Source organism: Halomonas smyrnensis AAD6, assembly GCF_000265245.1.
GTDB lineage: Bacteria > Pseudomonadota > Gammaproteobacteria > Pseudomonadales > Halomonadaceae > Halomonas > Halomonas smyrnensis.
Genome location: NZ_AJKS02000002.1, coordinates 161919 through 184207 on the forward strand (window position 1 = coordinate 161919; position 22289 = coordinate 184207).

A 22289-nucleotide genomic window follows, 5' to 3' on the forward strand; every position below is an offset into this window, starting at 1 on the left:
CCCGTTTACTGTTCGCTCTCGAACCAAGGCGCACGGGCAGTCATGATCAGTGCCGCGGCGCGCTCCTCGTCCAGTTCCTCGATATCCGTCAAATCGTCGACGGACTGTTCGGCGAGGTCCTCCATGGTCTTGATGCCCCGGCTGGCCAGGATATAGGCCAGGTGACGCTCCATGCCGTCCATTTCAAGCAGGTCGTCGGCCGGTTCGGCACCATCGAGCTCCTCTTCGGAGGCGATGGCCAGGTTCAGCAGCTCGTCCTTGGCACGAGCGCGCAGCTCCTCGACGAGATCCTCGTCGAACTCTTCGATCTCCAGCATTTCCTCCGCCGGGACATAGGCGACCTCCTCCAGGGAGGTGAAGCCTTCCTCGACGAGCAGGCGTGCCACGTCGTCGTCGATGTCCAGGTGCTGGATGAAATGCTCGACCAGGCTATCGACCTCCTGGTCGCGCTTGGCCTCGGCGTCGGCTTCGGTCATGACGTTGAGACGCCAGCCGGTGAGCTCGGAGGCCAGGCGCACGTTCTGGCCGCTACGGCCGATGGCCTGGGCCAGGTTGTCCTCGGCGACCGCCACGTCCATGGCGTGGGAATCCTCGTCGACGAGAATCGAGGCGACATCCGCCGGCGCCATGGCGTTGATCACCAGCTGGGCGGGGTTGTCGTCCCACAGCACGATGTCCACGCGCTCGTTCTGGAGCTCGGTGGACACCGCCTGGACCCGGGAGCCGCGCATGCCCACGCAGGCGCCGACCGGATCGATGCGGCGGTCGTTGGTCTTGACCGCGATCTTGGCCCGCGAGCCCGGATCGCGGGCCGCGCCCTTGATCTCGATGAGCTGCTCGGCGATTTCCGGCACCTCGATGCTGAACAGCTCGATGATCAGCTCGGGGCAGGTGCGGGACAGGATCAGCTGGGCGCCGCGGGCCTCCGGATCGACCTTGGTCAGCAGCGCACGAACGCGCTCGTTCATGCGGTAGCGCTCGCCCGGGATCATCTCGCTGCGCGGCAGGAAGGCCTCGGCGTTCTCGCCGAGGTCGATGATCAGGCCATCGCGTGTCGTCTTCTTGACGATGCCGGCGACCAGCTCGCCCTCGCGGTCGGCGTAGAGGCGCACCACCTCGGCCCGCTCGGCCTCGCGCACCTTCTGCACGATGACCTGCTTGGCGGTCTGGGCCGCGATGCGACCGAAGGCGGCGTTCTCGATCTGTTCCTCGACCACGTCACCCAGGCCCAGCGGCGGATCGCGGCGCTCGGCGTAGGTCAGCTTGATCTGGGCGTCCGGACCGTCGAAGTCATCGTCCTCGACGACCTCCCAGCGGCGAAACGTCTCGTAGTCACCGCTGACGCGGTCGATGTGAACCCGTACGCTGGCTTCCTCGTCCTCGAAGCGCTTGCGTGACGCGCTGGCCAGCGCCGCCTCGACGGCTTCGAAGATCACCTCGCGGGGGACACCCTTTTCGTTGGAGATCGCGTCGACGACCGCCAGAATCTCTTTACTCATGCCTTAGCCTCGCCAGAAAACCCGTCCTTGTGCACCGACCTCAGTCTTCGAACTGCGGCACGACCCGCGCCTGATCGATGCTCTCGATGGGAAAGCAGTATTCCTCGTCGTCGAGCCGCAACAGCACCTCGTCGTTCTCGACGCCGGCCAGCAGACCCTGGAACTTGCGCCGACCATCGAACGGCACGCGCAGCTTCACGGCCACCTTGTGGCCGGCATAGCGCGCGAACTGCTCGAGGGTGAACAGGGGACGATCCATCCCCGGAGAGGACACCTCGAGCCGGTATTCACCACTGATGGGATCCTCGACGTCGAACACCGCACTGACCTGGCGGCTGACATCGGCGCAGTCGTCCACGTTCACGCCATCGGCGTGATCGATGTAGACCACCAGACGAGAGTGTTTGCCCTGGGACAGGTATTCGATGCCCCACAGCTCGAACCCCATGGCCGAGACCACCGGTTCGATCAGCGCGTGCAGCGCAGCATCCTTGGTTGCCACGGAAGAAAGCTCCTACAGCCGTTGCATCAGGCACCTGGCCGGGAGTGAACAGGAAAGTCAGGTGGCTGATTGGCGTTGCCCGGAACAGCGCCGCCGATGCTTGCCGGCGAGCTGGCCGCTAACAAAAAGCCCCTTCACAGGAAGGGGCTTTTCAAGAAACCTGTATACCACTTCTCGACGCCTGGCATGCCCCATAAAGGTCCTGCATGCCCGACAGGAAGATGGTAGCGGGGACCGGATTTGAACCGATGACCTTCGGGTTATGAGCCCGACGAGCTACCAGACTGCTCCACCCCGCATCAATCTAGGTCGGTGATTCTATGCTGACTCGGCGCTTGCGTCAAGCTGCATCTCACCGTTTCGCCAATCCTGCGATGAAGATCCGATGCACGACGATGAGATCGTCAGACCGGCTTCAGGAATGGTGCCGAAGGCGGGACTTGAACCCGCACGACCGTAAGGTCACTACCCCCTCAAGATAGCGTGTCTACCAATTCCACCACTTCGGCATCAGGGGAGGCCGGATACGCGACTCAGTTGCCGTCGCTGCTCTCCAGCACTGGCGCAGCATTATCCATGTCCGAGGACCCTTCGTCAAGGGACGGCACGGCATTTTGCTGCTGTTCGATCAGTTCGGCATCGGGAATGCCGGTTTCCTGCGGCGCCTGGCCGGCCTGGGAGGCGAAATACGCCAGGGCCAGGGAGGTGGCGAAGAAGGCCGCGGCCAGCAGGCCGGTGGCGCGCGACAGGAAGCTGCCGCTGCCGCTGGAGCCGAACACGGTCTGAGAGGCGCCGCCGCCGAAGGAGGCGCCGGCATCGGCGCCCTTGCCCTGCTGCAGCAGGATCAGGACGACCAGGGCGATGGCGATCGCCACGTGGATCATGAGAATGGCAACTTGCATGGTTATCAACCTGCTGACTGGCAAATGGCTAGGAATTCGTCGACGTTCAGGGAAGCGCCGCCGATGAGACCGCCGTCGATGTCCGGCTGGGCGAGCAGCTCGACGGCATTGGCGGCCTTCATGCTGCCGCCGTAGAGCACCTGGGTGGCGGCGGCGAGGCCGACATCGTAGCGCGCGAGCCGCGCACGGATGGCGCCATGCACCGCCTGGGCCTGCTCCGGGGTCGCGGTGCGGCCGGTGCCGATGGCCCACACCGGCTCGTAGGCGAGCACCAGCCTAGCGCGCTCGTCCGCGTCGAGGGCATCGAACACCGCCTCGAGCTGGCCGAGCACCACCGCCTCGGTGCGCTCGGCATCGCGCTCCTCGAGGGTCTCGCCCAGGCACAGCACCGGCACGAGGCCGACGCCCAGCGCCGCCCGCACCCGGGCCAGCACGGCATCATCGTCCTCGCCGAACAGCGTCCGCCGCTCGGAGTGGCCGACCAGCACCATCCGGGCGCCGCAGTCGCGCAGCATCTCGCCGCTGACCTCGCCGGTGAAGGCGCCGGAGGGCCGGTCGCTCAGCGTCTGGGCGCCGAGGGCCAGCGGTGTGGCCTCGAAGGCCCGGCCGGCCGCTGACAGATAGGGAAAGGGCACCATCAGTGCCACGGCCACCCCTTCCGGCAGCTCGGCATCGCGAAAGGCCCGGCCGAAGTCATCGACCAGGGCACGGGACCCGTTCATCTTCCAGTTGCCGGCGATCAGCGGCGTAGGCATGCAGCTTCCCTCTTTCAAGGTGGAGCGAAATGGTATAGGAGCGGCCCTGTCAAGACAACCGACCTAGGACAGCAGCCCCTCGACATCGGCCGCCAGGCGCCGGGCCAGGCCGTCCACGTCCAGGTGCGGACGCCCCTCGACCATGACCCGGATCAGTGGCTCGGTGCCGGAGGGGCGCAGCAGCACCCGCCCCTGGTCGCCGAGCTCGGCCTCGACGGCGGCCACCGCGGACTTGAGCGAGGCCTCGTCCATCAGCGCCCGGGCATCGGTGCCCGGCGTCAGCCGCACGTTGACCAGCGCCTGGGGCGCCTTCTCCAGGCCGTCGAGCAGCTGCCCGAGCGGCTTGCCCTCGCGCACCATGATCGCCAGCACCTGCAGGGCGGAGACGATGCCGTCGCCGGTGGTCTGGACGTGGCCGCAGACGATATGGCCGGAGGACTCGCCGCCGAGCTGCCAGTCGTTGGCGTCCAGCCGTTCCATGACGTAGCGATCGCCGACCCTGGCCCGCTCGAAGGGCACGCCCATCGCCTCGAGCGCGGCGGCCAGGCCGAAGTTGCTCATCAGGGTGCCGACCACGCCGCCGCCCAGCTCGCCGCGGCCGTGGCGGTCGCGGGCGATCAGGTAGAGGATGTCGTCGCCGTCGATCTCGCGGCCGTCGGCGTCGACCATCAGCACGCGGTCGCCGTCGCCGTCGAAGGCCACGCCCAGGTCGGCGCCGCTGCGGATCACCGCGGCCCGCAGCGCGGCGGGATGGGTGGAGCCGACCTCGTGGTTGATGTTGAGGCCGTCGGGCTCGGCGCCGATCACCTCCACCCTGGCGTCCAGCTCGCGGAACACGCTGGGCGCGATGTGGTAGGTGGCGCCGTGGGCGCAGTCGATCACCATCTTCAGGCCGTGCAGGTCGACGCGGTCGGGGATGGTCGACTTGCAGAACTCGATGTAGCGGCCGGCGGCGTCGTCGGCCCGGCGCACCTTGCCCAGGGCATCCGGCGCCACCGTGGTCAGCGGCTCCTCGAGCATGGCCTCGATGCGCTCCTCGACGGCATCGCCGAGCTTGGTGCCGGCGGCGGAGAAGAACTTGATGCCGTTGTCGGCGAAGGGATTGTGCGAGGCCGAGATGACGATGCCGGCGCTGGCGCGGAAGGCCCGGGTCAGATAGGCGATGCCCGGCGTCGGCATCGGGCCGAGCAGGATCACGTCGACGCCGGCGGCGGACAGCCCGGCCTCGAGGGCCGACTCGAACATGTAGCCGGAGATGCGGGTGTCCTTGCCGATCACCACTCGCGGGCGCCCGCCCTTCTCGGCCAGCACCCGGCCGGTGGCCCAGCCCAGCTTGAGCATGAAATCGGCGGTGATGGGCGGCTCGCCCACCGTGCCGCGGATGCCGTCGGTGCCGAAATAGCGTCTAGTCATGGTGGCAGCCCTCCTTGAGCACGGCCCAGGTCATGTTCACCGCATCCACGTGCGGCCCCACATCGTGAACGCGCAGGATCCGCGCGCCGCGCTCGACGGCCATCGCCGACAGCGCCAGCCCGCCGGGCAAGCGCTCCTCCACCGGCCGGTCCAGCACCTTGCCGATCATGCTCTTGCGCGACATGCCCACCAGCAGCGGCAGGCCGAGCGCCTCCAGGCGCTCCAGGCGGTGGAGCAGGCGCAGGTTGTGCTCGACGCTCTTGGCGAAGCCGAAGCCGGGATCGAGGATCAGGCGCTCGCGGCGCAGGCCGGCGGCCTCGCATTCCGCCACCCGCTGTTCGAGGAAGTCGGCCACCGCCTCCTCCACCGGCGCGTCGTAGCGAGGCGCGTTCTGCATGTCGCCGGGCTCGCCGAGCATGTGCATCACGCACACCGGCAGGCCGCTGGCGGCGGCGGCGCGCAGGGCACCCTCGCGGCGCAGGTTGCGCACGTCGTTGAGCAGGCCGGCGCCGGCCTCGGCCGAGGCGGCCATCACCTCGGGGGCGCTGGTGTCCACCGAGACCAGGGCATCGAACTCGCGCACCAGCGCCTCGACCACCGGCACCACCCGGTCGAGCTCCTGCTGCACCGGCACCGCCTCGGCGCCGGGGCGCGTGGACTCGCCGCCGACGTCGATGATCGCCGCGCCTTCGGCCAGCATCTGCTCGGCGCGCCGCAGGGCGTCGTCGAGGGCATTGTGCCGGCCGCCGTCGGAGAAGGAGTCGGGCGTGACGTTGAGGATTCCCATCACGCGGGGAAAGGAGAGATCGAGCCGGTGCCGGCCACACTGAAGAGAGGTGGGAGCGCTGTTGTGCATCGTTGTCCTGGGCGTGTTCTGGAATCGGGGAATGGCGTCCCCTGCCACGGCAAGGGCGCCCCGCAGGGCGCCCGGTGTTCATCTAGCTCGCGGGGATCAGTTGCCGGCCGGGCCGCCCAGCGGGTCGGAGGGACGGCGACCGGAGGATTCCTCCTCGTCGCCGTCGTCCTCGGCCTTGGGCTCCTCCCGAGGCGCCTCGCCGATCGGCGCGCCGGGACCGGGGCCGTCGTCGTCCCAGCCCTTGGGCGGACGCGGGGTACGGCCGTCCATGATGTCCTTGAGCTGGTCGGCGTCGATGGTCTCGTACTGCACCAGCGCCTCGGCCATGGCGTCCAGCTTGTCGCGGTTGTCCTCGAGGATCTGCTTGGCCTGGGCGTAGCACTCGTCGATGATCCGGCGCACTTCCTTGTCGAGCTTGGTGACCGTCTCGCCGGACTTGAGCTTGCCGCCGCCCTGGCCCGGACCGCCGAGGAACTGGTGGGACTCGTCCTCGTCGTACATGATCGGCCCCATCTCCTCGGACAGGCCCCACTTGGCCACCAGGTTGTGGGCCAGCTCGGTGGCGCGCTTGATGTCGTTGGAGGCGCCGGTGGTCACGCCGTTCGGGCCCAGCGTCATCTCCTCGGCCAGGCGGCCGCCGTACAGCGAGCAGATCTGGCTGATGATCTGCTGGCGCGACAGGCTGTAGCGATCCTCCTCGGGGAGGAACATGGTCACGCCCAGCGCGCGGCCGCGCGGAATGATGGTGACCTTGTAGACCGGGTCGTGCTCCGGCATCACCAGGCCGATGATGGCGTGGCCCGACTCGTGATAGGCGGTGTTGAGCTTGTCCTTCTCGGTCATGACCATGGAGCGGCGCTCGGCGCCCATCATGATCTTGTCCTTGGCCAGCTCCAGCTCCTCCATGCCCACCAGGCGCTTGTTGCGGCGGGCGGAGAACAGCGCCGCCTCGTTGACCAGGTTGGCCAGGTCGGCGCCGGAGAAGCCCGGCGTGCCGCGGGCGATCAGCGACGGCTTGACGTCGTCGCCCAGCGGCACCTTGCGCAGGTGCACGTTGAGGATGTGCTCGCGGCCGCGGATGTCGGGCAGCGGCACGGTGACCTGACGGTCGAAGCGGCCCGGGCGCAGCAGCGCCGGGTCGAGCACGTCGGGACGGTTGGTGGCGGCGATGACGATGATGCCCTCGTTGGCCTCGAAGCCGTCCATCTCGACCAGCAGCTGGTTCAGGGTCTGCTCGCGCTCGTCGTTGCCGCCGCCCATGCCGGCGCCGCGCGAACGGCCCACGGCATCGATCTCGTCGATGAAGATGATGCAGGGCGCCTGCTTCTTGGCCTGCTCGAACATGTCGCGCACGCGCGAGGCGCCCACGCCGACGAACATCTCGACGAAGTCGGAGCCGGAGATCGAGAAGAACGGCACCTTAGCCTCGCCGGCGATCGACTTGGCCAGCAGCGTCTTGCCGGTACCGGGCGGGCCGACCATCAGCACGCCGCGGGGGATGGTGCCGCCCAGGCGCTGGAACTTGCTCGGATCACGCAGGAAGTCTACCAGCTCCTCGACCTCCTCCTTGGCCTCGTCGCAGCCGGCCACGTCGGCGAAGGTGGTCTTGATCTGGTCCTGGGAGAGCAGCTTGGCCTTGGACTTGCCGAAGCTCATGGGGCCGCCCTTGCCGCCACCGCCGCCCTGCATCTGGCGCATGAAGAACATGAAGATGGCGAGGATCAGCAGGATCGGGAAGCTGGCGATCAGAAGCCGCGTCCAAAGGCTCTGCTGCTCGGGCTTCTGACCGATCACGGTGACATCGTGGGCCAGCAGGTCATCCATCAGCTTCGGGTCTTCCGCCGCCGGCCGGATGGTCTGGAACTGGGAGCCGTCGTTGCGCTCACCATTGATGGTGTAGCCATCGATGGTCACGCTCTGGACCTGCTCGTTCTGCACCTCTTCGACGAACTGGGAATAGTTCATCGTCTGGGGTGTATTCTCGACGCTGAAGTTGTTGAACACCGTCAGCAGCACCGCCGCGATGACCAACCACAGAATCAGGTTCTTCGCCATGTCGTTCAAGGGACTACCCTCAATTGCAAGAATCTGTCGGCCGTATACGCCTGGCCCTTCGACACTACCCTACCACGCCCGTTCGGCCAGCAGGCCAGGCACGGCGCCTGCCCTCACTGTGACACAGACACGCGATGATGTCCGGCCATGGCGGCATTAGCCTGAAACTATCGGCCACCCGCCCGGCGGCGCGGCTCAGCCGCGGAACCCCTCCGCCAGCAGATAGACCTCGCGGGAGCGCGCCCGGGACGCCTCCGGCTTGCGGGTCACCACCCGCTTGAAGCTGCCGCGCAGCTCCTTCAGATAGGCATCGAAGCCTTCGCCCTGGAAGACCTTGGCCAGGAAGGTGCCGCCGGGCGACAGGGTCTGACGCGCCAGATCCAGGGCCAGCTCCACCAGGTACATGGCCTGGGGCTGATCGATGGCGGCCATCCCACTCATATTGGGGGCCATGTCCGACATCACAAGGTCCACGGGGCGATCGCCGAGGCGGCCGAGGATCTCGTCGAGCACGGCCTCCTCGGTGAAATCGCCCTGCACGAAGTCGACGCCGGCCAGGGCGTCCATCTCGAGGATGTCGGAGGCGATGACGACGCCATGGTCGCCGACCTTCTCGGCGGCGATCTGGCTCCAGCCGCCGGGGGCGGCCCCCAGGTCGATGATCGTCATGCCGGGGCGCAGCAGCTTGTCCTTCTCGTCCAGCGCCAGCAGCTTGTAGCTGGCCCGCGAGCGATAGCCGTCCTGCCAGCTCTGCTGGACGTAGCGGTCGTCGAAGTGTTCCTTCAGCCAGCCGGCGCTGCTCTTGCTGGCGCCGCGCTTGGAGCCCTTGGCCCGGGCGTCATGGGAAGATGCCACGGCATCACCTGTGAGAAATCTGGATGACAGGGGGTCGAGCGGATTCCGGAAACCGGGGATGGGGAAGCTGACCTTGCGGGCCGGTCGAGGAGGCGGTGAGAGCCGGCCGCGCTTTCGCCGCGAGGCGATTCACCGTACCATGTGCGCTGCGCGCCAACCGGGAAGAAGCAAGATACCATGAGCTTGTCACAGGCACAAAAGAAAGCATTTCGCAGCATCGGCCACCATCTCGACCCCGTCGTCATGGTCTCCGAGAACGGCCTCACCGAGGGCGTGCTCGCCGAACTCGACCGGGCGCTGACCGATCACGAACTGGTCAAGGTCAAGCTGGCGCTGGCCGAGCGCGAGGACCGCGCCGCCGTGCTGGAGGCCCTGGTCGCCGAGAGCGGCGCCGAGCTGGTGCAGAAGATCGGCAAGGTCGCCCTCTTCTATCGCCACAACCCGAGGGTCAACCCGAAGCTCTCCAACATCAAGCGCTTCGAGGAACACCACGGCCGGCGCTGACGGCCAAGCGGCCAAGCGGCCAAGCGGCCAAGAATAGCTGACGGCCGCCCAACGAGAAGCCCCGCCGACAAGAGTCAGCGGGGCTTCTTTTTTATGCCGATTTGCCGCCTCCACACCAGCCGCCCGTCTCCGGGCGGCTTGGCGCCTGCAGCGAGGCTGCTTGGCGCTTAGAGGTGCTCGACGCTGGAAATCTCGTACTCGACGTCGCCGCCGGGGGTACGCACCAGCACCACCTCGCCCTCTTCCTTGCCGATCAGGGCGCGGGCGATGGGCGACGTCACGGAGATCTGACCGGCCTTGATGTCGGCCTCGTCCTCGCCGACGATGCGGTAGGCCACCTCCTCGTCGGTATCCAGGTTCATCAGCCCCACGGTCACACCGAAGATCACCTTGCCGGTCTGGGGCAACTGGGTGACGTCGATGACCTGTGCATTGGAGAGCTTGCCCTCGATCTCCTGGATACGCCCCTCGATGAAGCCCTGCTGTTCGCGGGCCGCATGGTACTCGGCGTTCTCCTTGAGGTCGCCGTGCTCGCGCGCCTCGGCGATGGCCGCGATCACGTTAGGACGGGCCTCGCTCTTGAGGTGTTCGAGCTCGTCGCGAAGACGCTGCTCACCGACGACGGTCATCGGGACCTTGTTCATTGACTGACTCCTGCATGCTGTTCCTGTAGCCGCCGCACGGTGATGGCATTGCCGTACTCGAGCGCCAGACAAACGGCCTTGGCCCCTGCCAGGGTGGTGGCATAGGGAACCTTGCGGGCGAGTGCGGTGCGACGGATCACCGAGGAATCATTGATGGCCTGACGGCCCTCGGTGGTATTGACGATATAGGCGATCTCGTCGTTCTTGAGCAGATCGACGATATGCGGACGACCCTCGTAGACCTTGTTGACGATCTCCACGGGCAGATCGGCCGCTTGAAGGGCCGCCGCCGTGCCACGGGTCGCACAAAGGGTGAAGCCCAATGTTAACAGAGAACGGGCCACCTCGATAACACCCGCCTTGTCGGGCTCGCGCACGGACAGGAACGCCTTGCGCTCGCCGGACAGCGACGGAATCGCCTCACCGGCCCCCAGCTGGGCCTTGTAGAAGGCCTCGGCGAAGGTCTCGCCGGACCCCATCACCTCGCCGGTGGACTTCATCTCCGGCGACAGGATCGGGTCGACGCCCGGGAACTTGTTGAACGGGAAGACCGCCTCCTTGACGCTGTAGGTCGTCGGCACGATCTCGGCCACGAAGCCCTGGTCGGCCAGGCTGATGCCGGCCATGCAGCGCGCGGCCACCTGGGCCAGCGAGGTGCCGATGCACTTGGAGACGAAGGGCACGGTGCGCGAGGCGCGCGGGTTGACCTCGATGACGTAGATCTCGCCGTCCTGCCAGGCCAGCTGCACGTTCATCAGGCCGTTGACGCCGAGCTCCACCGCCATGCGCTTGACCTGGTCGCGCATCTCGTCCTGCACGTCGGCCGGCAGCGAGTACGGCGGCAGCGCACAGGCGGAGTCGCCGGAGTGCACGCCGGCCTGCTCGATGTGCTGCATGATGCCGCCGATCACCACCTGCCGGCCGTCGGAGACGGCGTCGATGTCGACCTCGATGGCGGCGTTGAGGAAGTGGTCCAGCAGCACCGGCGAGTCGTTGGAGACCTTCACCGCGTGGGTCATGTAGTTCTCGAGCTCGGAGGCGTCGTAGACGATCTCCATGGCCCGGCCGCCGAGCACGTAGCTGGGGCGCACCACCAGCGGGTAGCCGATCGCCTCGGCCTTGGCGAAGGCCTCGTCGAAGCTGCGCGCGGTGGCGTTGGGCGGCTGCTTGAGGCCCAGCTTGTCGATCATGGTCTGGAAGCGCTCGCGGTCCTCGGCGCGGTCGATGGCGTCCGGGGTGGTGCCGATGATCGGCACGCCGGCGGCCTCGAGCTCGCGGGCCAGCTTGAGCGGGGTCTGACCGCCGAACTGCACGATCACGCCGGCCGGCTGCTCCTTGTCGGCGATCTCCAGCACGTCCTCCAGGGTCACCGGCTCGAAGTAGAGGCGGTCGGAGGTGTCGTAGTCGGTGGAGACGGTCTCCGGGTTGCAGTTGACCATGATGGTCTCGTAGCCGTCGTCGCGCATGGCGAGCGCGGCGTGGACGCAGCAGTAGTCGAACTCGATGCCCTGGCCGATGCGGTTCGGACCGCCGCCGAGCACCATGATCTTCTGCTTGTCGCTGACCTCGGCCTCGCACTCCTCCTCGTAGGTGGAGTACATGTAGGCGGTGTCGGAGGCGAACTCGGCCGCACAGGTGTCGACCCGCTTGTAGACCGGGCGGATGCCGGCCTTCTGGCGCGTCTTGCGGAATTCCTTCTCGGCCACGCCGAGCAGCGCCGCCAGGCGGGCATCACTGAAGCCCTTGCGCTTGAGGCCGAACAGCTCTCGGGCGCTCAGCTCGGAGAGCGAACGCTTGGCGAGGGCCTGCTCGGCGAGGATCAGGTCCTCGAGCTGGACCAGGAACCAGCGGTCGATGTTGGTCAGCGCGAACACGTCCTCGACGCTCATGCCGCTGCGCATGGCATCGGCGACGTAGAAGATGCGGTCGGCGCCGGCGGCCTGCAGCTCGCCCTTGATCTGTGCCATCGCCTCGTCGGTGAAGCGGGTGATCTTGGGATCGAGGCCGTCGTTGCCGGTCTCCAGGCCGCGCAGCGCCTTCTGCAGCGACTCCTGGAAGGTGCGGCCGATCGCCATCACCTCGCCCACCGACTTCATCTGGGTGGTCAGGCGATCGTTGGCCTGGGGGAACTTCTCGAAGGTGAAGCGCGGAATCTTGGTCACGACGTAGTCGATGGACGGCTCGAAGGACGCCGGGGTGCGGCCGCCGGTGATGTCGTTCGAAAGCTCGTCCAGGGTGTAGCCGACGGCCAACTTGGCGGCGATCTTGGCGATCGGGAAGCCGGTGGCCTTGGAGGCCAGCGCCGAAGAGCGCGACACCCGCGGGTTCATCTCGATGACCACCACGCGGCCGGTCTTCGGGTCGACGCCGAACTGGACGTTGGAGCCGCCGGTCTCGACGCCGATCTCGCGCAACACCGCCAGGGAGGCGTCGCGCATGTTCTGGTATTCCTTGTCGGTCAGCGTCTGGGCCGGGGCCACGGTGATGGAGTCACCGGTGTGCACGCCCATGGGATCGAAGTTCTCGATGGCGCAGACGATGATGCAGTTGTCGTTCTTGTCGCGAACGACCTCCATCTCGTATTCCTTCCACCCCAGCAGCGACTCGTCGATCAGGAGCTCGTGGTTGTTGGAGAGCTCGAAACCGCGGGTGCAGATCTCCTCGAACTCTTCCTTGTTGTAGGCCACGCCGCCGCCGGAGCCGCCCATGGTGTAGGACGGACGGATGATCACCGGGAAGCCCAGCTCGCCCTGGATGCCCCAGGCCTCGTCCATGGTGTGGGCGACCTTGGCCTTGGGGCACTCCAGGCCGATGCGCTTCATGGCCTGGTCGAACAGGTCGCGGTCCTCGGCCATGTTGATGGCATCGGCGTTGGCGCCGATCATCTCCACGCCGTGCTTGGCGAGCACGCCGTGCTTGTCCAGGTCGAGGGCGCAGTTGAGCGCGGTCTGGCCGCCCATGGTCGGCAGCACGGCATCGGGCTTCTCGGCCTCGATGATCTTCTCCACCGCCTGCCAGGTGATCGGCTCGATGTAGGTGGCGTCGGCCATCACCGGGTCGGTCATGATGGTGGCCGGGTTGGAGTTGACCAGGATGACCCGGTAACCCTCTTCGCGCAGGGCCTTGCAGGCCTGGGCGCCGGAATAGTCGAACTCGCAGGCCTGGCCGATGACGATGGGGCCGGCGCCGATGATCAGGATGCTCTGGATGTCGGTACGTTTTGGCATGGTGCTTCCCGCAAAAAAGGTGACGGACGAGGGGCGGCGATCGGACGGTTAGCGCTTGGCCTTCATCATCTCGATGAAGCGATCGAACAGCGGCGCGACATCGCGCGGCCCCGGGCTCGCCTCCGGGTGGCCCTGGAAGCTGAAGGCCGGACGGTCGGTGCGCTCGATGCCCTGCAGGGTGCCGTCGAACAGCGAGCGATGGGTCGCGCGCAGGGTCTCGGGCAGGGACGCCTCGTCCGCGGCGAAGCCGTGGTTCTGGCTGGTGATCATCACGTGGCCGGTATCGAGGTCCTGCACCGGATGGTTGGCGCCGTGGTGGCCGAACTTCATCTTCTCGGACGTCGCCCCGCTGGCCAGCGCCAGCAGCTGGTGGCCGAGGCAGATGCCGAAGATCGGCAGCTCGGTCTCGAGCAGCTCGCGGATGGCGGCGATGGCGTACTCGCAGGGCTCGGGGTCGCCCGGGCCGTTGGAGAGGAAGACGCCGTCCGGATTCAGCGCCATGACCTCGCTGGCCGGGGTCTGGGCCGGCACCACGGTCAGCCGGCAGCCGCGGGAGGCCAGCATGCGCAGGATGTTGCGCTTCACGCCGTAGTCGTAGGCGACCACGTGGAAGGGACGCTCACCCTCGGCGGCATCGGCGTAGCCGGCGCCCAGGGCCCACTCGCCCTCGCTCCACTCGTAGGCGGACTGGCAGGACACCACCTTGGCCAGGTCCATGCCCTTGAGGCCCGGGAAGGCGTTGGCCGCGGCCAGGGCGCGCGCCTCGGCGTCCTCGCCCTCGGCGTCGGCGCCGGCCAGGATGGCGCCGTTCTGGGCGCCCTTGTCGCGCAGGATGCGGGTCAGGCGGCGGGTGTCGATGTCGGCGATGCCCAGCACGTTCTGGCCGGCCAGGTAGTCGGAGAGCGACTGTTCGGAGCGGAAGTTGCTGGCCAGCAGCGGCAGGTCGCGGATCACCAGGCCGGCGGCGGCGATGGCACCGGATTCGACGTCTTCGGAATTGATGCCGGTGTTGCCGATATGGGGATAGGTCAGGGTGACGATCTGACGGGTATAGGAGGGGTCGGTGAGAATTTCCTGATAGCCGGTCATGGCCGTATTGAACACCACCTCACCGCTGGTTTGCCCATCGGCGCCGATGGCGGTGCCATGAAACACACTGCCATCTTCCAAGGCCAGTATCGCGGGTTTGTTCAATGCAACGTCCTCCCATAGGTTCACAGACAGCTTCAAAGACAGCTCGTCAAGGATAGGCTCGGCAGGCACCCGACGGGTAAAACGCCCCACCGCCCTTAGGCCCGTAAAAAAGCGGGACGAAACCCGACATGGAAGACCGGTTTCATCCCGCTTGTTGTCATTCGCTCGGAATGCTGGGCCGACGCAACAAGCGCTTGCGCGGCTAGGGGCCGTCGCCCGGCCAAAATTTGGAGGATTTTAAAGCATCCGCGCTCGTTCGACTACCCCCTCGGCACACCGATGGCTCAATTCAGGCCGATGACGTCCTGCATGTCATAGCGGCCGGCCGGACGCTCGGACACCCAGCGCGACGCACGCACCGCGCCCTTGGCGAAGGTCATGCGGCTCGAGGCCTTGTGGGTGATCTCGATGCGCTCGCCCTCGGTGGCGAACATCACGGTGTGCTCGCCGACGATGTCGCCGGCGCGCACGGTGGCGAAGCCGATCTCCTTGTCGGTGCGCGGCCCGCACTGGCCGACGCGTTCGAACACGCCGTATTCCTTGAGCGGACGCTCCAGGGCCTCGGCCATCACCTCGCCCATCTTCAGAGCGGTGCCGGAGGGCGCGTCGACCTTGTGGCGGTGGTGGGACTCGATCACCTCGATGTCGTAGCCCTCGTCGCCCAGCGCCCTGGCGGCGGTCTCGAGCAGCTTGAGGGTCAGGTTCACGCCGACGCTCATGTTGGGGGCGAAGACCATCGGCACCCGATCGCCGTAGCCGTCCAGTTCGGCCAGTTCGTCGTCGGACAGGCCGGTGGTGCCGATCACGATGCGCTTGCCGTGCTCGGCGCAGAACGCCAGGTTGGCAAGCGTCACCTGCGGCGCGGTGAAGTCGATCAGCACGTCGAAGTCGTCGACGATACGCGCCAGCGAATCGACCGCGGCGACCCCCAGCCTGCCCTGGCCGGACAGCTCGCCGAGATCGGCGCCGACGAGCGAGCTGCCCGGCTCGACGATGCCGCCGGCCAGGGTGGCTTCGGCATCCTGCTGCACGGCGTTGACCAGGGTGCGGCCCATGCGGCCGGCGACACCGACGATGGCGATACGGGTCATGCGGAGACTCCTGACGTTGGCGGATCGAAAGATGGCCGGAGTATATCAGAGGCCACGGGGCCGCCGCGCCGTCAGCCGCGCCGCGCGCCCTCCCCGGACGCGTCGCCGTCATCCCCCCGGATCAGCAGCAACCCGATGGCCAGCACCACCAGGACGCCGCCCGGCAGCCACGCCCAGCCGAGGCGCGACGGCGTCTCGACGAACAGCCACAGCATGGAGACGAAGGGCACCAGATAGCCGTAGGCGGTGATGCTGGCCGGACCGAGCACCGCCGTGGCGCGCTGCATCAGCCAGAAGGTCAGGGCGCTGGAGCCGAGCCCCAGATAGACGATCAGCAGGGCATCGCGCCCGCTCATGGTCGCGAGCCTGGCCACCGGCTCCAGCGCGACCCCCAGCGCCCCGACCAGCACGCCACCCAGCGCCAGGCTCCAGAAGGTGCGCACCGCCGCCGAGTCGGGCAGCCGCCCGGACACCAGCCCGCGGCGCGACAGCACCGGATAGAGCGCCGAGCACAGGCAGCCGAGGAAGAACACCGCCTCGCCGACGCCGAAGCGCCACGCCCCGCCGCGCTGCCAGGCCTCCGCCGCGGCCAGCCCCAGGGCGCCGAGCGCGCCGAGGGCGAGGATCGCCGGCAGCCGCCAGGCCAGGCGCTCCACGCCGGCCGCCAGCCCCATGCCATAGGCCAGCAGCGGCACGCTGACGTGCAGCGTCGACATGGAGAGCGCCGTGGCATGGTGGGCGGCCCAGAACATGGCGCCGAAGAAGCCCGCCAGGCAGCCCCCCATGGCGGCGAACCACGGCCAGGCGCGCCGCTCGGGCCAGGCCTGCGGAGCACGGCGCACCAGCGCCCAGAGCCCCAGGCAGGCGATGACGAAGCGCAACGCGGTGAGCGAGAGCGGCGGCAGCTCGCCGAGCTGCTTCACGAGCGGGAAGGACAGCCCCACCAGCAGCGCCCAGGCCAGCATGCCGAGATGGGCGCCCCGCGCCGGCGAGGCGGCGATGCTCAGTTCTCCCAGACGATCTCCAGCGGTTCCTTGCCGGCCATGCGCTCGATATGGCTGGCCACCACGCCCTCGAGCCGGTCCAGCCCCTCCTCGTCCAGCGCCTCGACGGCCACGTGCAGCCGGCCCGGCTCGCTGGTCATCAGGCAGCTGCCCGCGTCGAAGGTCACCCGGCCCTGGTGCTCGTCATGCTCCACTTCCAGCTTGTGGGCCCAGTGCTTGCACAGCCGGTTGATCAGCTTGTCACCGGACTCGGTGACGATCTCGGCACGTGAAATCGGCATCTCTGCTCTCCGCGTTCCAGGAAGGTGAACCCCCAGCCTATGACGAGCTCCCCCGCCGGCGCCAGCCCCGCATCGGCAACCTCGCGTTCGGCCAGGCGGGACTCCCCCGCCGACCGGCGCCCGCATGGCGGAACGCCGCGTTCCGCCTGCCTCGACGGCGCCCAGGGATGCGGGCATACTGGCCGCCCGCGAACAGGAATGAGTCGCAAACGCCGGCGAGACGGAGAAGCACCCTCGCCCTCACCCCCATGACCACGAGCCCGACACCGCCCATGCCCAGCCCACTGTTGAAAGCCGTCGCCGGCACGGCCCTCGCCCTCGGCTCCACGGCCGCCCTGGCCGAGGAGATCACCGTGACCGACGTCGCCGGCCGCGAGGTCACCGTCGATGCGCCCGTGGATCGCGTGATCCTCGGCGAGGGGCGCCAGATCTACCTGCTGGGCGCACTGCAGCCGGAGAACCCGTTCGAGCACGTGGTGGGCTGGCGCGAGGACTTCTCCCAGGCCGATCCGGACAACTACGCCCGCTACGCGGCGAGGTTCCCGGCACTGAAGGACATCCCGACCTTCGGCGGCTTCAAGGACGGCACCTTCGACGTCGAGCAGGCCGCCGCGCTCACGCCGGACGTGGTGCTGATGAACCTCGAGGCCAAGGCCGCCACCGAGGATGCCGCCTACGACGACAAGCTGGCCCAGCTGGGCATCTCGATCGTCTACGTGGACTTCCGCGAGGACCCGCTCGCGCACACCACGCCCTCGATGCGGCTGATGGGCGAGCTGCTCGGCGAGGAAGCCGCCGCCGAGGCCTTCATCGACTTCTCCGAGGCGCAGATGGCGCGGGTCACCGAGACCATCGCCGCCGCCGCTCCCGAGCGCCCGCGAGTGCTGATCGACCGCGCCGGCGGCTACTCCGAGGAATGCTGCATGAGCTTCGGCCCGGGCAACTTCGGCGAGTACGTCGAGCTCGCCGGCGGCAGCAACATCGCCGACGGCATCATCCCCAACACCTTCGGCACCCTGAACCCGGAACAGATCCTCGCCGCCGACCCGCAGCAGGTGGTGGTGACCGGCGGCAACTGGGACGCCTACGTGCCCGGCGGCGCCTGGGTGGGCGTGGGCCCCGGCGCCGACATGGCGGCCGCCCGGGCCAAGCTCGAGGGCCTGACCGAACGCACCGCCATGACCGGCATCGCGGCCGTGGACAACGACGACTTCCACGCCATCTGGCACCAGTTCTACAACAGCCCCTACTACTTCGTCGCCGTGCAGCGGCTGGCCAAGTGGTTCCACCCCGAACTGTTCGCCGACCTCGACCCCGAGGCGACGCTGCAGACGCTGCACGAGCGCTTCCTGCCGGTGGACTACGCCCCGGGCTACTGGGTCTCGCTGAAGGATGACTGATATGCCGGCCGGCACGAACGCCTCTACCGCTCCGCGGGCCGACTCCGCCGCCGGGGCGGGGCGCGACGCCTACCGCGCCCTGGTGGTTCGCCGCCAGCTGATCCTCGCCGCCCTGTCGCTGGCGCTGTTTGCGAGCCTGTGCGTCGACCTGGCGCTGGGCCCGGCCCGCTTCGGCCTCGGCGAGGTCATCGCCGCGCTGTTCACCCCGGATGACGTGAGCCAGCAGGCCCGCGTCATCCTGTGGGAGATCCGCATGCCGGTGGCGCTGATGGCGCTGACGGTCGGCGCCAGCCTGTCGGTGGCCGGCGCCCAGATGCAGACCATCCTCAGCAACCCGCTGGCCAGCCCCTTCACGCTCGGTATCTCGGCGGGCGCCAGCTTCGGCGCCGCCCTGGCGCTGGCCTTCGGCGTGGTGCTCGTGCCCGCGGCGGTCGACTACATGGTGCCGATCAACGCCTTCGTCATGGCCATGCTGACCGCCTTCGCGATCCATGCCCTGAGCATGCGCCGCGGCGTGACCATCGAGACCATCGTGCTGCTGGGCATCGCCATGGTGTTCATCTTCAACGCCCTGATGGCGCTGATCCAGTTCTTCGCCAGCCAGCAGGCCGTCTCCGCGGTGGTGTTCTGGACCATGGGCAGCCTGACCAAGGCCACTTGGCCCAAGCTGTGGATCGCGCTGGGCGTGCTGGCCGTGGTCATGCCGCTGCTGGCGCGCCACGGCTGGGCGCTGACCGCCATGCGCCTGGGCGACGCCAAGGCCGAGAGCCTGGGCGTGAGGCCCCGCGCGCTGCGTCTCGAGGTGCTGGTGCTGGTCTCGCTGCTGGCCGCCATCGCCGTGGCCTTCGTCGGCACCATCGGCTTCATCGGCCTGGTCGGCCCCCACATCGCCCGCCTGCTGCTGGGCGAGGATCAGCGCTTCTTCCTGCCCGGCGCGGCGCTGTGCGGCGCGCTGATCCTGTCCATCGGCTCGGTGCTGTCGAAGGTGCTGATCCCGGGCACCGTCATCCCGATCGGCATCATCACCTCGCTGGTCGGCATCCCCTTCTTCCTGTTCCTCGTTCTCAGCAACAAGAAGGCCTCATGGTAACGCTCACCCTCGACGGGCTGTCGGCCCGCTACGGCCGCCGCCGCATCCTCTCCGAGGTCACCACCCCACCCCTCGCGGGCGGCCAGGTGGTGGCCGTGCTCGGCCCCAACGCCGCGGGCAAGTCGACCCTCTTCCGGCGCATCTTCGGGCTGCTCGACGGCGGCGGCACGGTGCGCCTCGAGGGCGCCGCCAGCGAGCGCCCGGTGGCCTACATGCCCCAGGACACCGGCGCCAACGCGGTGCTGACGGTCTACGAGTCGGTGCTGCTGGCGCGCATGCAGGGGCGGCGCCTGAACGTGCAGCGCGAGGATCTGGCCGAGGTCGACCGCGCGCTGGAGGCGCTCGGCATCGCCGCGCTCGGCGAGCGCGACATCGGCGATCTGAGCGGCGGCCAGCGGCAGATGGTGAGCGCGGCCCAGGCGCTGGTGCAGAATCCGGAGGTGCTGCTGCTCGACGAACCGACCTCGGCGCTGGACCTGCATCGCCAGATCCAGCTGCTGTCGATCCTGCGCCGGCTGGCGAAGGAGCGCGGCATGCTGGTGATCGCCGCCCTGCACGACCTGGGCCATGCGCTGCGCTTCACCGACCAGGCGCTGGTGCTCCGGCACGGCGAGCTGATCGCCTGCGGCCCCACCGAGGAGGTGGTGACCCCCGAGCTGCTGCACCGCGTCTACCGGGTGACCGCGCGCATCGAGCGCTGCTCGAGGGGCCGGCCTCAGCTCATTGTCGAAGAGGCGGTCTGAGCCGACGCCCTTCCAGCGCCGCCAGGGCCGCCCCGCCCAGCACCAGCGGCAGGGCCACCAGGAAACCGCTCGACGGCGCCAGCCCGAAGATCGCCAGGTCGGCCAGCACCGGCCAGATCAGCGCCACGTACTCGAACGGCGCCAGGCGCGAGACCTCGGCATAGCGCAGCGCCAGGGTCATGCAGATATGCGCGGCCCCGCCGAACAGCCCCGCCAGCACCAGCAGCGCCAGCGTCTGCCCCGACACCGCCACCCAGCCCAGCGGCAGGGTGGCGAGCCCCGCCAGCGCCGTGACCAGCACGAAGTAGAAGGCGATGGACGCCGCCGTCTCGGTGCGCGAGATGCGCCGCACCGTCACCAGCGCCCCGGCCGTCAGCAGCGCGGCCAGCACGCCCAGGCCGTAGCCCATCACCTGCCCGCGGGACTCGCCCAGGTCGGGCACCACCAGCGCCGCCACCCCCGCCAGCACCAGGGCGAAGGCCGCCGCCCGGTGGAGGGTGAAGCGCTCTCCCAGCAGCAGCACGCCGCCCACCGCCATGGCCACCGGCGACAGCTGCGCCAGCAGCGTCGCCTCGGCCACCGGCAGCCGCGCCACCGCGGCGAAGGAGGCGAACATCGCCGCCGCGCCCAGCCCCGAGCGCACCAGGTGACCCAGCGGCCGGCGCGTCACCAGCGCCCCGGGGAACTCCCGTCGCCAGGTCATGAAGATCACGATCGGCAGCAGCGCGAAGGCCGAGCGGAAGAACACGGTCTGGCCCAGCGGTACCGCGTCGCTCACCGCCTTGACGCACACCATCATGCCCGTGAAGAGAATGCCCGACATCAGTCGAAGCACGATGCCGGCCAGCGGCCGATCCGTGACGTTGTCCATGAGGGTCCTTGAGCGTCATTCATGTCGAGCGGGCACGACGAGCCTCGCGCCCGAGAGAGGCGGCCATGGTACACCGGAGATGGGAACAATTCCCATATCCGATGCCCATGGCGCCAGCCCGAACACGACGAGGCCCCGCCTCCCTGAGGAGCGCGGGGCCTCGAGCGTGCCACCGAGGTCGTCGCCTTACGGCTTCATGTCCTCGAAGAACTTCTTCACGCCGTCGAAGAAGCTGGTCTTCTTCGGCGAGTGGTGGCTGTTGCTGCCTTCCAGGCTGTCCTGGAACTGGCGCAGCAGGTCCTTCTGCTCTTCGCTGAGCTTGACCGGGGTCTCGACGACCACCTTGCACAGCAGGTCGCCGGCGGGGCCGCCGCGGACCGGCTTGACGCCCTTGCCCTTGAGCCGGAACAGCTTGCCGGTCTGGGTCTCGGGCGGAATCTTGAGCTTGATCCGGCCGTCCAGGGTCGGCACCTCGAGCTCGCCGCCCAGGGAGGCGTCGACGAAGTTGATCGGCACCTCGCACTGCAGGTGGCGGCCGTCGCGCTCGAAGATCGGGTGCTCCTTGATGGCCACCTGCACGTAGAGGTCGCCGGCCGGCCCGCCGTTGAGCCCGGCCTCGCCCTCGCCGTTCAAGCGGATGCGATCGCCGGTGTCGACGCCCGCCGGGATCTTCACCGACAGGGTGCGGGTCTCGCGCACGCGACCCTCGCCGTTACAGCCGTGGCACGGCACCTTGATGTGCTGGCCGCTGCCGTGACAGGTCGGGCAGGTCTGCTGCACGGCGAAGAAGCCCTGCTGCATGCGCACCTGGCCCATGCCGTTACAGGTCGGGCAGGTCTCCTTGGTGGAGCCCGGCTCGGCGCCGTCGCCGTCGCAGCGCTCGCACTCGACGTGACGCGGCACGCGGATGTCGACGCTGGTGCCGGCCACCGCGTCCTCGAGGTCGAGCTCGAGGTTGTAGCGCAGGTCGCTGCCGCGCTGCGGGGCATTGGGATGACGCCGTGCGCCGCCCCCGCCGAAGATGTCGCCGAACACATCGCCGAAGATGTCGCTGAAGCCGCCGGCTCCCGCGCCGCCGAAGCCGCCGCCACCGCCGGCCTGGCCGTCGACGCCGGCATGGCCGAACTGGTCGTAAGCCGCACGCTTCTCGCTGTCGGTCAGGACCTCATAGGCCTCGGACACTTCGCGGAATTTCTCCGCCGAGGTGTCGTCGTCCGGATTGCGATCCGGATGATATTTCTGGGCCAGGCGTCGATAGGCCTTCTTGATCTCTTTCTGATCGGCCCCACGCTCGACGCCCAGTACCTCGTAGTAATCACGCTTGGACATGAGTCTGTCCGCCTCCGTCGCGACGCTGTTGCGGAAACACCAACGCGGGAGTCTGGCCCCCGCGCTGGCGTCAC

The 22289-nt window shown here is 68.4% G+C and carries 20 protein-coding genes and 2 tRNA genes; 4 read left to right on the top strand and 18 right to left on the bottom strand.

Annotated features, from left to right (window positions below; genetic code table 11):
• Positions 1–5: 5 nt before the first annotated feature.
• From nusA to rlmE, 10 genes are all read right to left on the bottom strand, one after another.
• Positions 6–1499 carry a transcription termination factor NusA gene (gene nusA / locus UYS_RS0202830; protein WP_016853977.1) on the bottom strand — a complete coding sequence of 498 codons (1494 nt, stop codon included), beginning with the start codon at positions 1497–1499 and terminating at the stop codon, positions 6–8.
• 40 nt (positions 1500–1539) lie between these two features.
• Entirely contained in the window at positions 1540–2001 is a 462-nt protein-coding gene (gene rimP, locus UYS_RS0202835) for a ribosome maturation factor RimP (RefSeq protein WP_016853978.1), read from the bottom strand.
• Between the two features lie 222 nt (positions 2002–2223).
• A tRNA-Met gene (locus tag UYS_RS0202840) sits at positions 2224–2300 on the bottom strand.
• Positions 2301–2423: 123 nt separating this feature from the next.
• A tRNA-Leu gene (locus UYS_RS0202845) sits at positions 2424–2510 on the bottom strand.
• A 24-nt stretch (positions 2511–2534) separates the two neighbouring features.
• Positions 2535–2903: a preprotein translocase subunit SecG gene (secG, locus tag UYS_RS0202850; RefSeq protein ID WP_026068303.1), complete on the bottom strand. Its 369-nt coding sequence runs from the start codon at positions 2901–2903 to the stop codon at positions 2535–2537.
• Between the two features lie 5 nt (positions 2904–2908).
• Positions 2909–3658: a triose-phosphate isomerase gene (gene tpiA / locus UYS_RS0202855; protein ID WP_016853980.1), complete on the bottom strand. Its 750-nt coding sequence runs from the start codon at positions 3656–3658 to the stop codon at positions 2909–2911.
• Between the two features lie 63 nt (positions 3659–3721).
• Positions 3722–5071, bottom strand: coding sequence for a phosphoglucosamine mutase (glmM, locus tag UYS_RS0202860; RefSeq protein ID WP_016853981.1), 1350 nt, complete (start codon positions 5069–5071; stop codon positions 3722–3724).
• Positions 5064–5927 (bottom strand): dihydropteroate synthase, encoded by an 864-nt coding sequence (folP, locus tag UYS_RS0202865; RefSeq protein WP_026068304.1) that lies wholly within the window; start codon positions 5925–5927, stop codon positions 5064–5066. The genes glmM and folP overlap by 8 nt, the downstream gene beginning before the upstream one ends.
• A gap of 96 nt (positions 5928–6023) precedes the next feature.
• Positions 6024–7991 (bottom strand): ATP-dependent zinc metalloprotease FtsH, encoded by a 1968-nt coding sequence (gene ftsH, locus UYS_RS0202870; RefSeq protein ID WP_016853983.1) that lies wholly within the window; start codon positions 7989–7991, stop codon positions 6024–6026.
• A gap of 186 nt (positions 7992–8177) precedes the next feature.
• Complete coding sequence (rlmE, locus tag UYS_RS0202875) at positions 8178–8837, bottom strand: 23S rRNA (uridine(2552)-2'-O)-methyltransferase RlmE (protein ID WP_016853984.1); 660 nt, start codon at positions 8835–8837, stop codon at positions 8178–8180.
• Between the two features lie 177 nt (positions 8838–9014).
• Here rlmE and yhbY point away from each other — a divergent pair, with 177 nt between their 5' ends.
• Positions 9015–9341, top strand: coding sequence for a ribosome assembly RNA-binding protein YhbY (gene yhbY, locus UYS_RS0202880; protein ID WP_026068305.1), 327 nt, complete (start codon positions 9015–9017; stop codon positions 9339–9341).
• A 167-nt stretch (positions 9342–9508) separates the two neighbouring features.
• On the opposite strand, the gene greA is transcribed toward yhbY, so the two are convergent.
• The 6 genes from greA to UYS_RS0202910 form a co-directional block, all read right to left on the bottom strand.
• Positions 9509–9985 (bottom strand): transcription elongation factor GreA, encoded by a 477-nt coding sequence (gene greA, locus UYS_RS0202885; RefSeq protein ID WP_016853986.1) that lies wholly within the window; start codon positions 9983–9985, stop codon positions 9509–9511.
• A complete protein-coding gene (carB, locus tag UYS_RS0202890; RefSeq protein ID WP_016853987.1) occupies positions 9982–13212 on the bottom strand; it encodes a carbamoyl-phosphate synthase large subunit in 3231 nt (1076 codons plus the stop codon). The genes greA and carB overlap by 4 nt, the downstream gene beginning before the upstream one ends.
• A 48-nt stretch (positions 13213–13260) precedes the next feature.
• The gene (carA, locus tag UYS_RS0202895) at positions 13261–14406 is read right to left on the bottom strand and encodes a glutamine-hydrolyzing carbamoyl-phosphate synthase small subunit (RefSeq protein WP_026068306.1); all 1146 of its coding nucleotides are present in this window, start codon (positions 14404–14406) and stop codon (positions 13261–13263) included.
• Between the two features lie 284 nt (positions 14407–14690).
• A complete protein-coding gene (gene dapB / locus UYS_RS0202900) occupies positions 14691–15497 on the bottom strand; it encodes a 4-hydroxy-tetrahydrodipicolinate reductase (RefSeq protein ID WP_016853989.1) in 807 nt (268 codons plus the stop codon).
• Positions 15498–15568: 71 nt separating this feature from the next.
• Positions 15569–16462, bottom strand: a complete 894-nt coding sequence (locus UYS_RS0202905) for a DMT family transporter (protein WP_016853990.1) — start codon at positions 16460–16462, stop codon at positions 15569–15571.
• 38 nt (positions 16463–16500) lie between these two features.
• On the bottom strand, positions 16501–16782 hold the full coding sequence (locus UYS_RS0202910) for a DUF2218 domain-containing protein (RefSeq protein WP_016853991.1): 282 nt from the start codon (positions 16780–16782) through the stop codon (positions 16501–16503).
• A 272-nt stretch (positions 16783–17054) separates the two neighbouring features.
• Between UYS_RS0202910 and UYS_RS0202915 the strand changes: the two genes are divergently transcribed.
• From UYS_RS0202915 to UYS_RS0202925, 3 genes are read left to right on the top strand one after another with little or no spacing between them, the layout of a single operon-like run.
• A complete protein-coding gene (locus UYS_RS0202915; RefSeq protein ID WP_016853992.1) occupies positions 17055–18182 on the top strand; it encodes an ABC transporter substrate-binding protein in 1128 nt (375 codons plus the stop codon).
• 1 nt (position 18183) lies between these two features.
• Positions 18184–19272 (top strand): FecCD family ABC transporter permease, encoded by a 1089-nt coding sequence (locus tag UYS_RS0202920; RefSeq protein WP_016853993.1) that lies wholly within the window; start codon positions 18184–18186, stop codon positions 19270–19272.
• The gene (locus UYS_RS0202925) at positions 19266–20015 is read left to right on the top strand and encodes an ABC transporter ATP-binding protein (protein ID WP_016853994.1); all 750 of its coding nucleotides are present in this window, start codon (positions 19266–19268) and stop codon (positions 20013–20015) included. Before UYS_RS0202920 ends, UYS_RS0202925 begins: the two co-directional genes overlap by 7 nt.
• Here the strand turns inward: UYS_RS0202925 and UYS_RS0202930 are convergent.
• Both UYS_RS0202930 and dnaJ read right to left on the bottom strand, forming a co-directional pair.
• Entirely contained in the window at positions 19993–20886 is an 894-nt protein-coding gene (locus UYS_RS0202930) for a DMT family transporter (RefSeq protein WP_016853995.1), read from the bottom strand. The two genes, UYS_RS0202925 and UYS_RS0202930, sit on opposite strands and share 23 nt — an antisense overlap.
• A 186-nt stretch (positions 20887–21072) precedes the next feature.
• Positions 21073–22215: a molecular chaperone DnaJ gene (dnaJ, locus tag UYS_RS0202935; RefSeq protein ID WP_016853996.1), complete on the bottom strand. Its 1143-nt coding sequence runs from the start codon at positions 22213–22215 to the stop codon at positions 21073–21075.
• Positions 22216–22289: the final 74 nt, after the last annotated feature.

Excerpts from the sequence above, each read along its gene's own strand:
- glmM (WP_016853981.1), bottom strand. The coding sequence starts at position 5,071 with ATGACTAGACGCTATTTCGGCACCGACGGCATCCGCGGCACGGTGGGC.
- UYS_RS0202925 (WP_016853994.1), top strand. The coding sequence starts at position 19,266 with ATGGTAACGCTCACCCTCGACGGGCTGTCGGCCCGCTACGGCCGCCGC.
- UYS_RS0202915 (WP_016853992.1), top strand. The coding sequence starts at position 17,055 with ATGCCCAGCCCACTGTTGAAAGCCGTCGCCGGCACGGCCCTCGCCCTC.
- UYS_RS0202905 (WP_016853990.1), bottom strand. The coding sequence starts at position 16,462 with ATGCTGGCCTGGGCGCTGCTGGTGGGGCTGTCCTTCCCGCTCGTGAAG.
- UYS_RS0202920 (WP_016853993.1), top strand. The coding sequence starts at position 18,184 with ATGCCGGCCGGCACGAACGCCTCTACCGCTCCGCGGGCCGACTCCGCC.
- folP (WP_026068304.1), bottom strand. The coding sequence starts at position 5,927 with ATGCACAACAGCGCTCCCACCTCTCTTCAGTGTGGCCGGCACCGGCTC.
- nusA (WP_016853977.1), bottom strand. The coding sequence starts at position 1,499 with ATGAGTAAAGAGATTCTGGCGGTCGTCGACGCGATCTCCAACGAAAAG.
- carB (WP_016853987.1), bottom strand. The coding sequence starts at position 13,212 with ATGCCAAAACGTACCGACATCCAGAGCATCCTGATCATCGGCGCCGGC.
- yhbY (WP_026068305.1), top strand. The coding sequence starts at position 9,015 with ATGAGCTTGTCACAGGCACAAAAGAAAGCATTTCGCAGCATCGGCCAC.
- UYS_RS0202910 (WP_016853991.1), bottom strand. The coding sequence starts at position 16,782 with ATGCCGATTTCACGTGCCGAGATCGTCACCGAGTCCGGTGACAAGCTG.
- dapB (WP_016853989.1), bottom strand. The coding sequence starts at position 15,497 with ATGACCCGTATCGCCATCGTCGGTGTCGCCGGCCGCATGGGCCGCACC.
- UYS_RS0202930 (WP_016853995.1), bottom strand. The coding sequence starts at position 20,886 with ATGGACAACGTCACGGATCGGCCGCTGGCCGGCATCGTGCTTCGACTG.
- secG (WP_026068303.1), bottom strand. The coding sequence starts at position 2,903 with ATGCAAGTTGCCATTCTCATGATCCACGTGGCGATCGCCATCGCCCTG.
- tpiA (WP_016853980.1), bottom strand. The coding sequence starts at position 3,658 with ATGCCTACGCCGCTGATCGCCGGCAACTGGAAGATGAACGGGTCCCGT.
- dnaJ (WP_016853996.1), bottom strand. The coding sequence starts at position 22,215 with ATGTCCAAGCGTGATTACTACGAGGTACTGGGCGTCGAGCGTGGGGCC.
- greA (WP_016853986.1), bottom strand. The coding sequence starts at position 9,985 with ATGAACAAGGTCCCGATGACCGTCGTCGGTGAGCAGCGTCTTCGCGAC.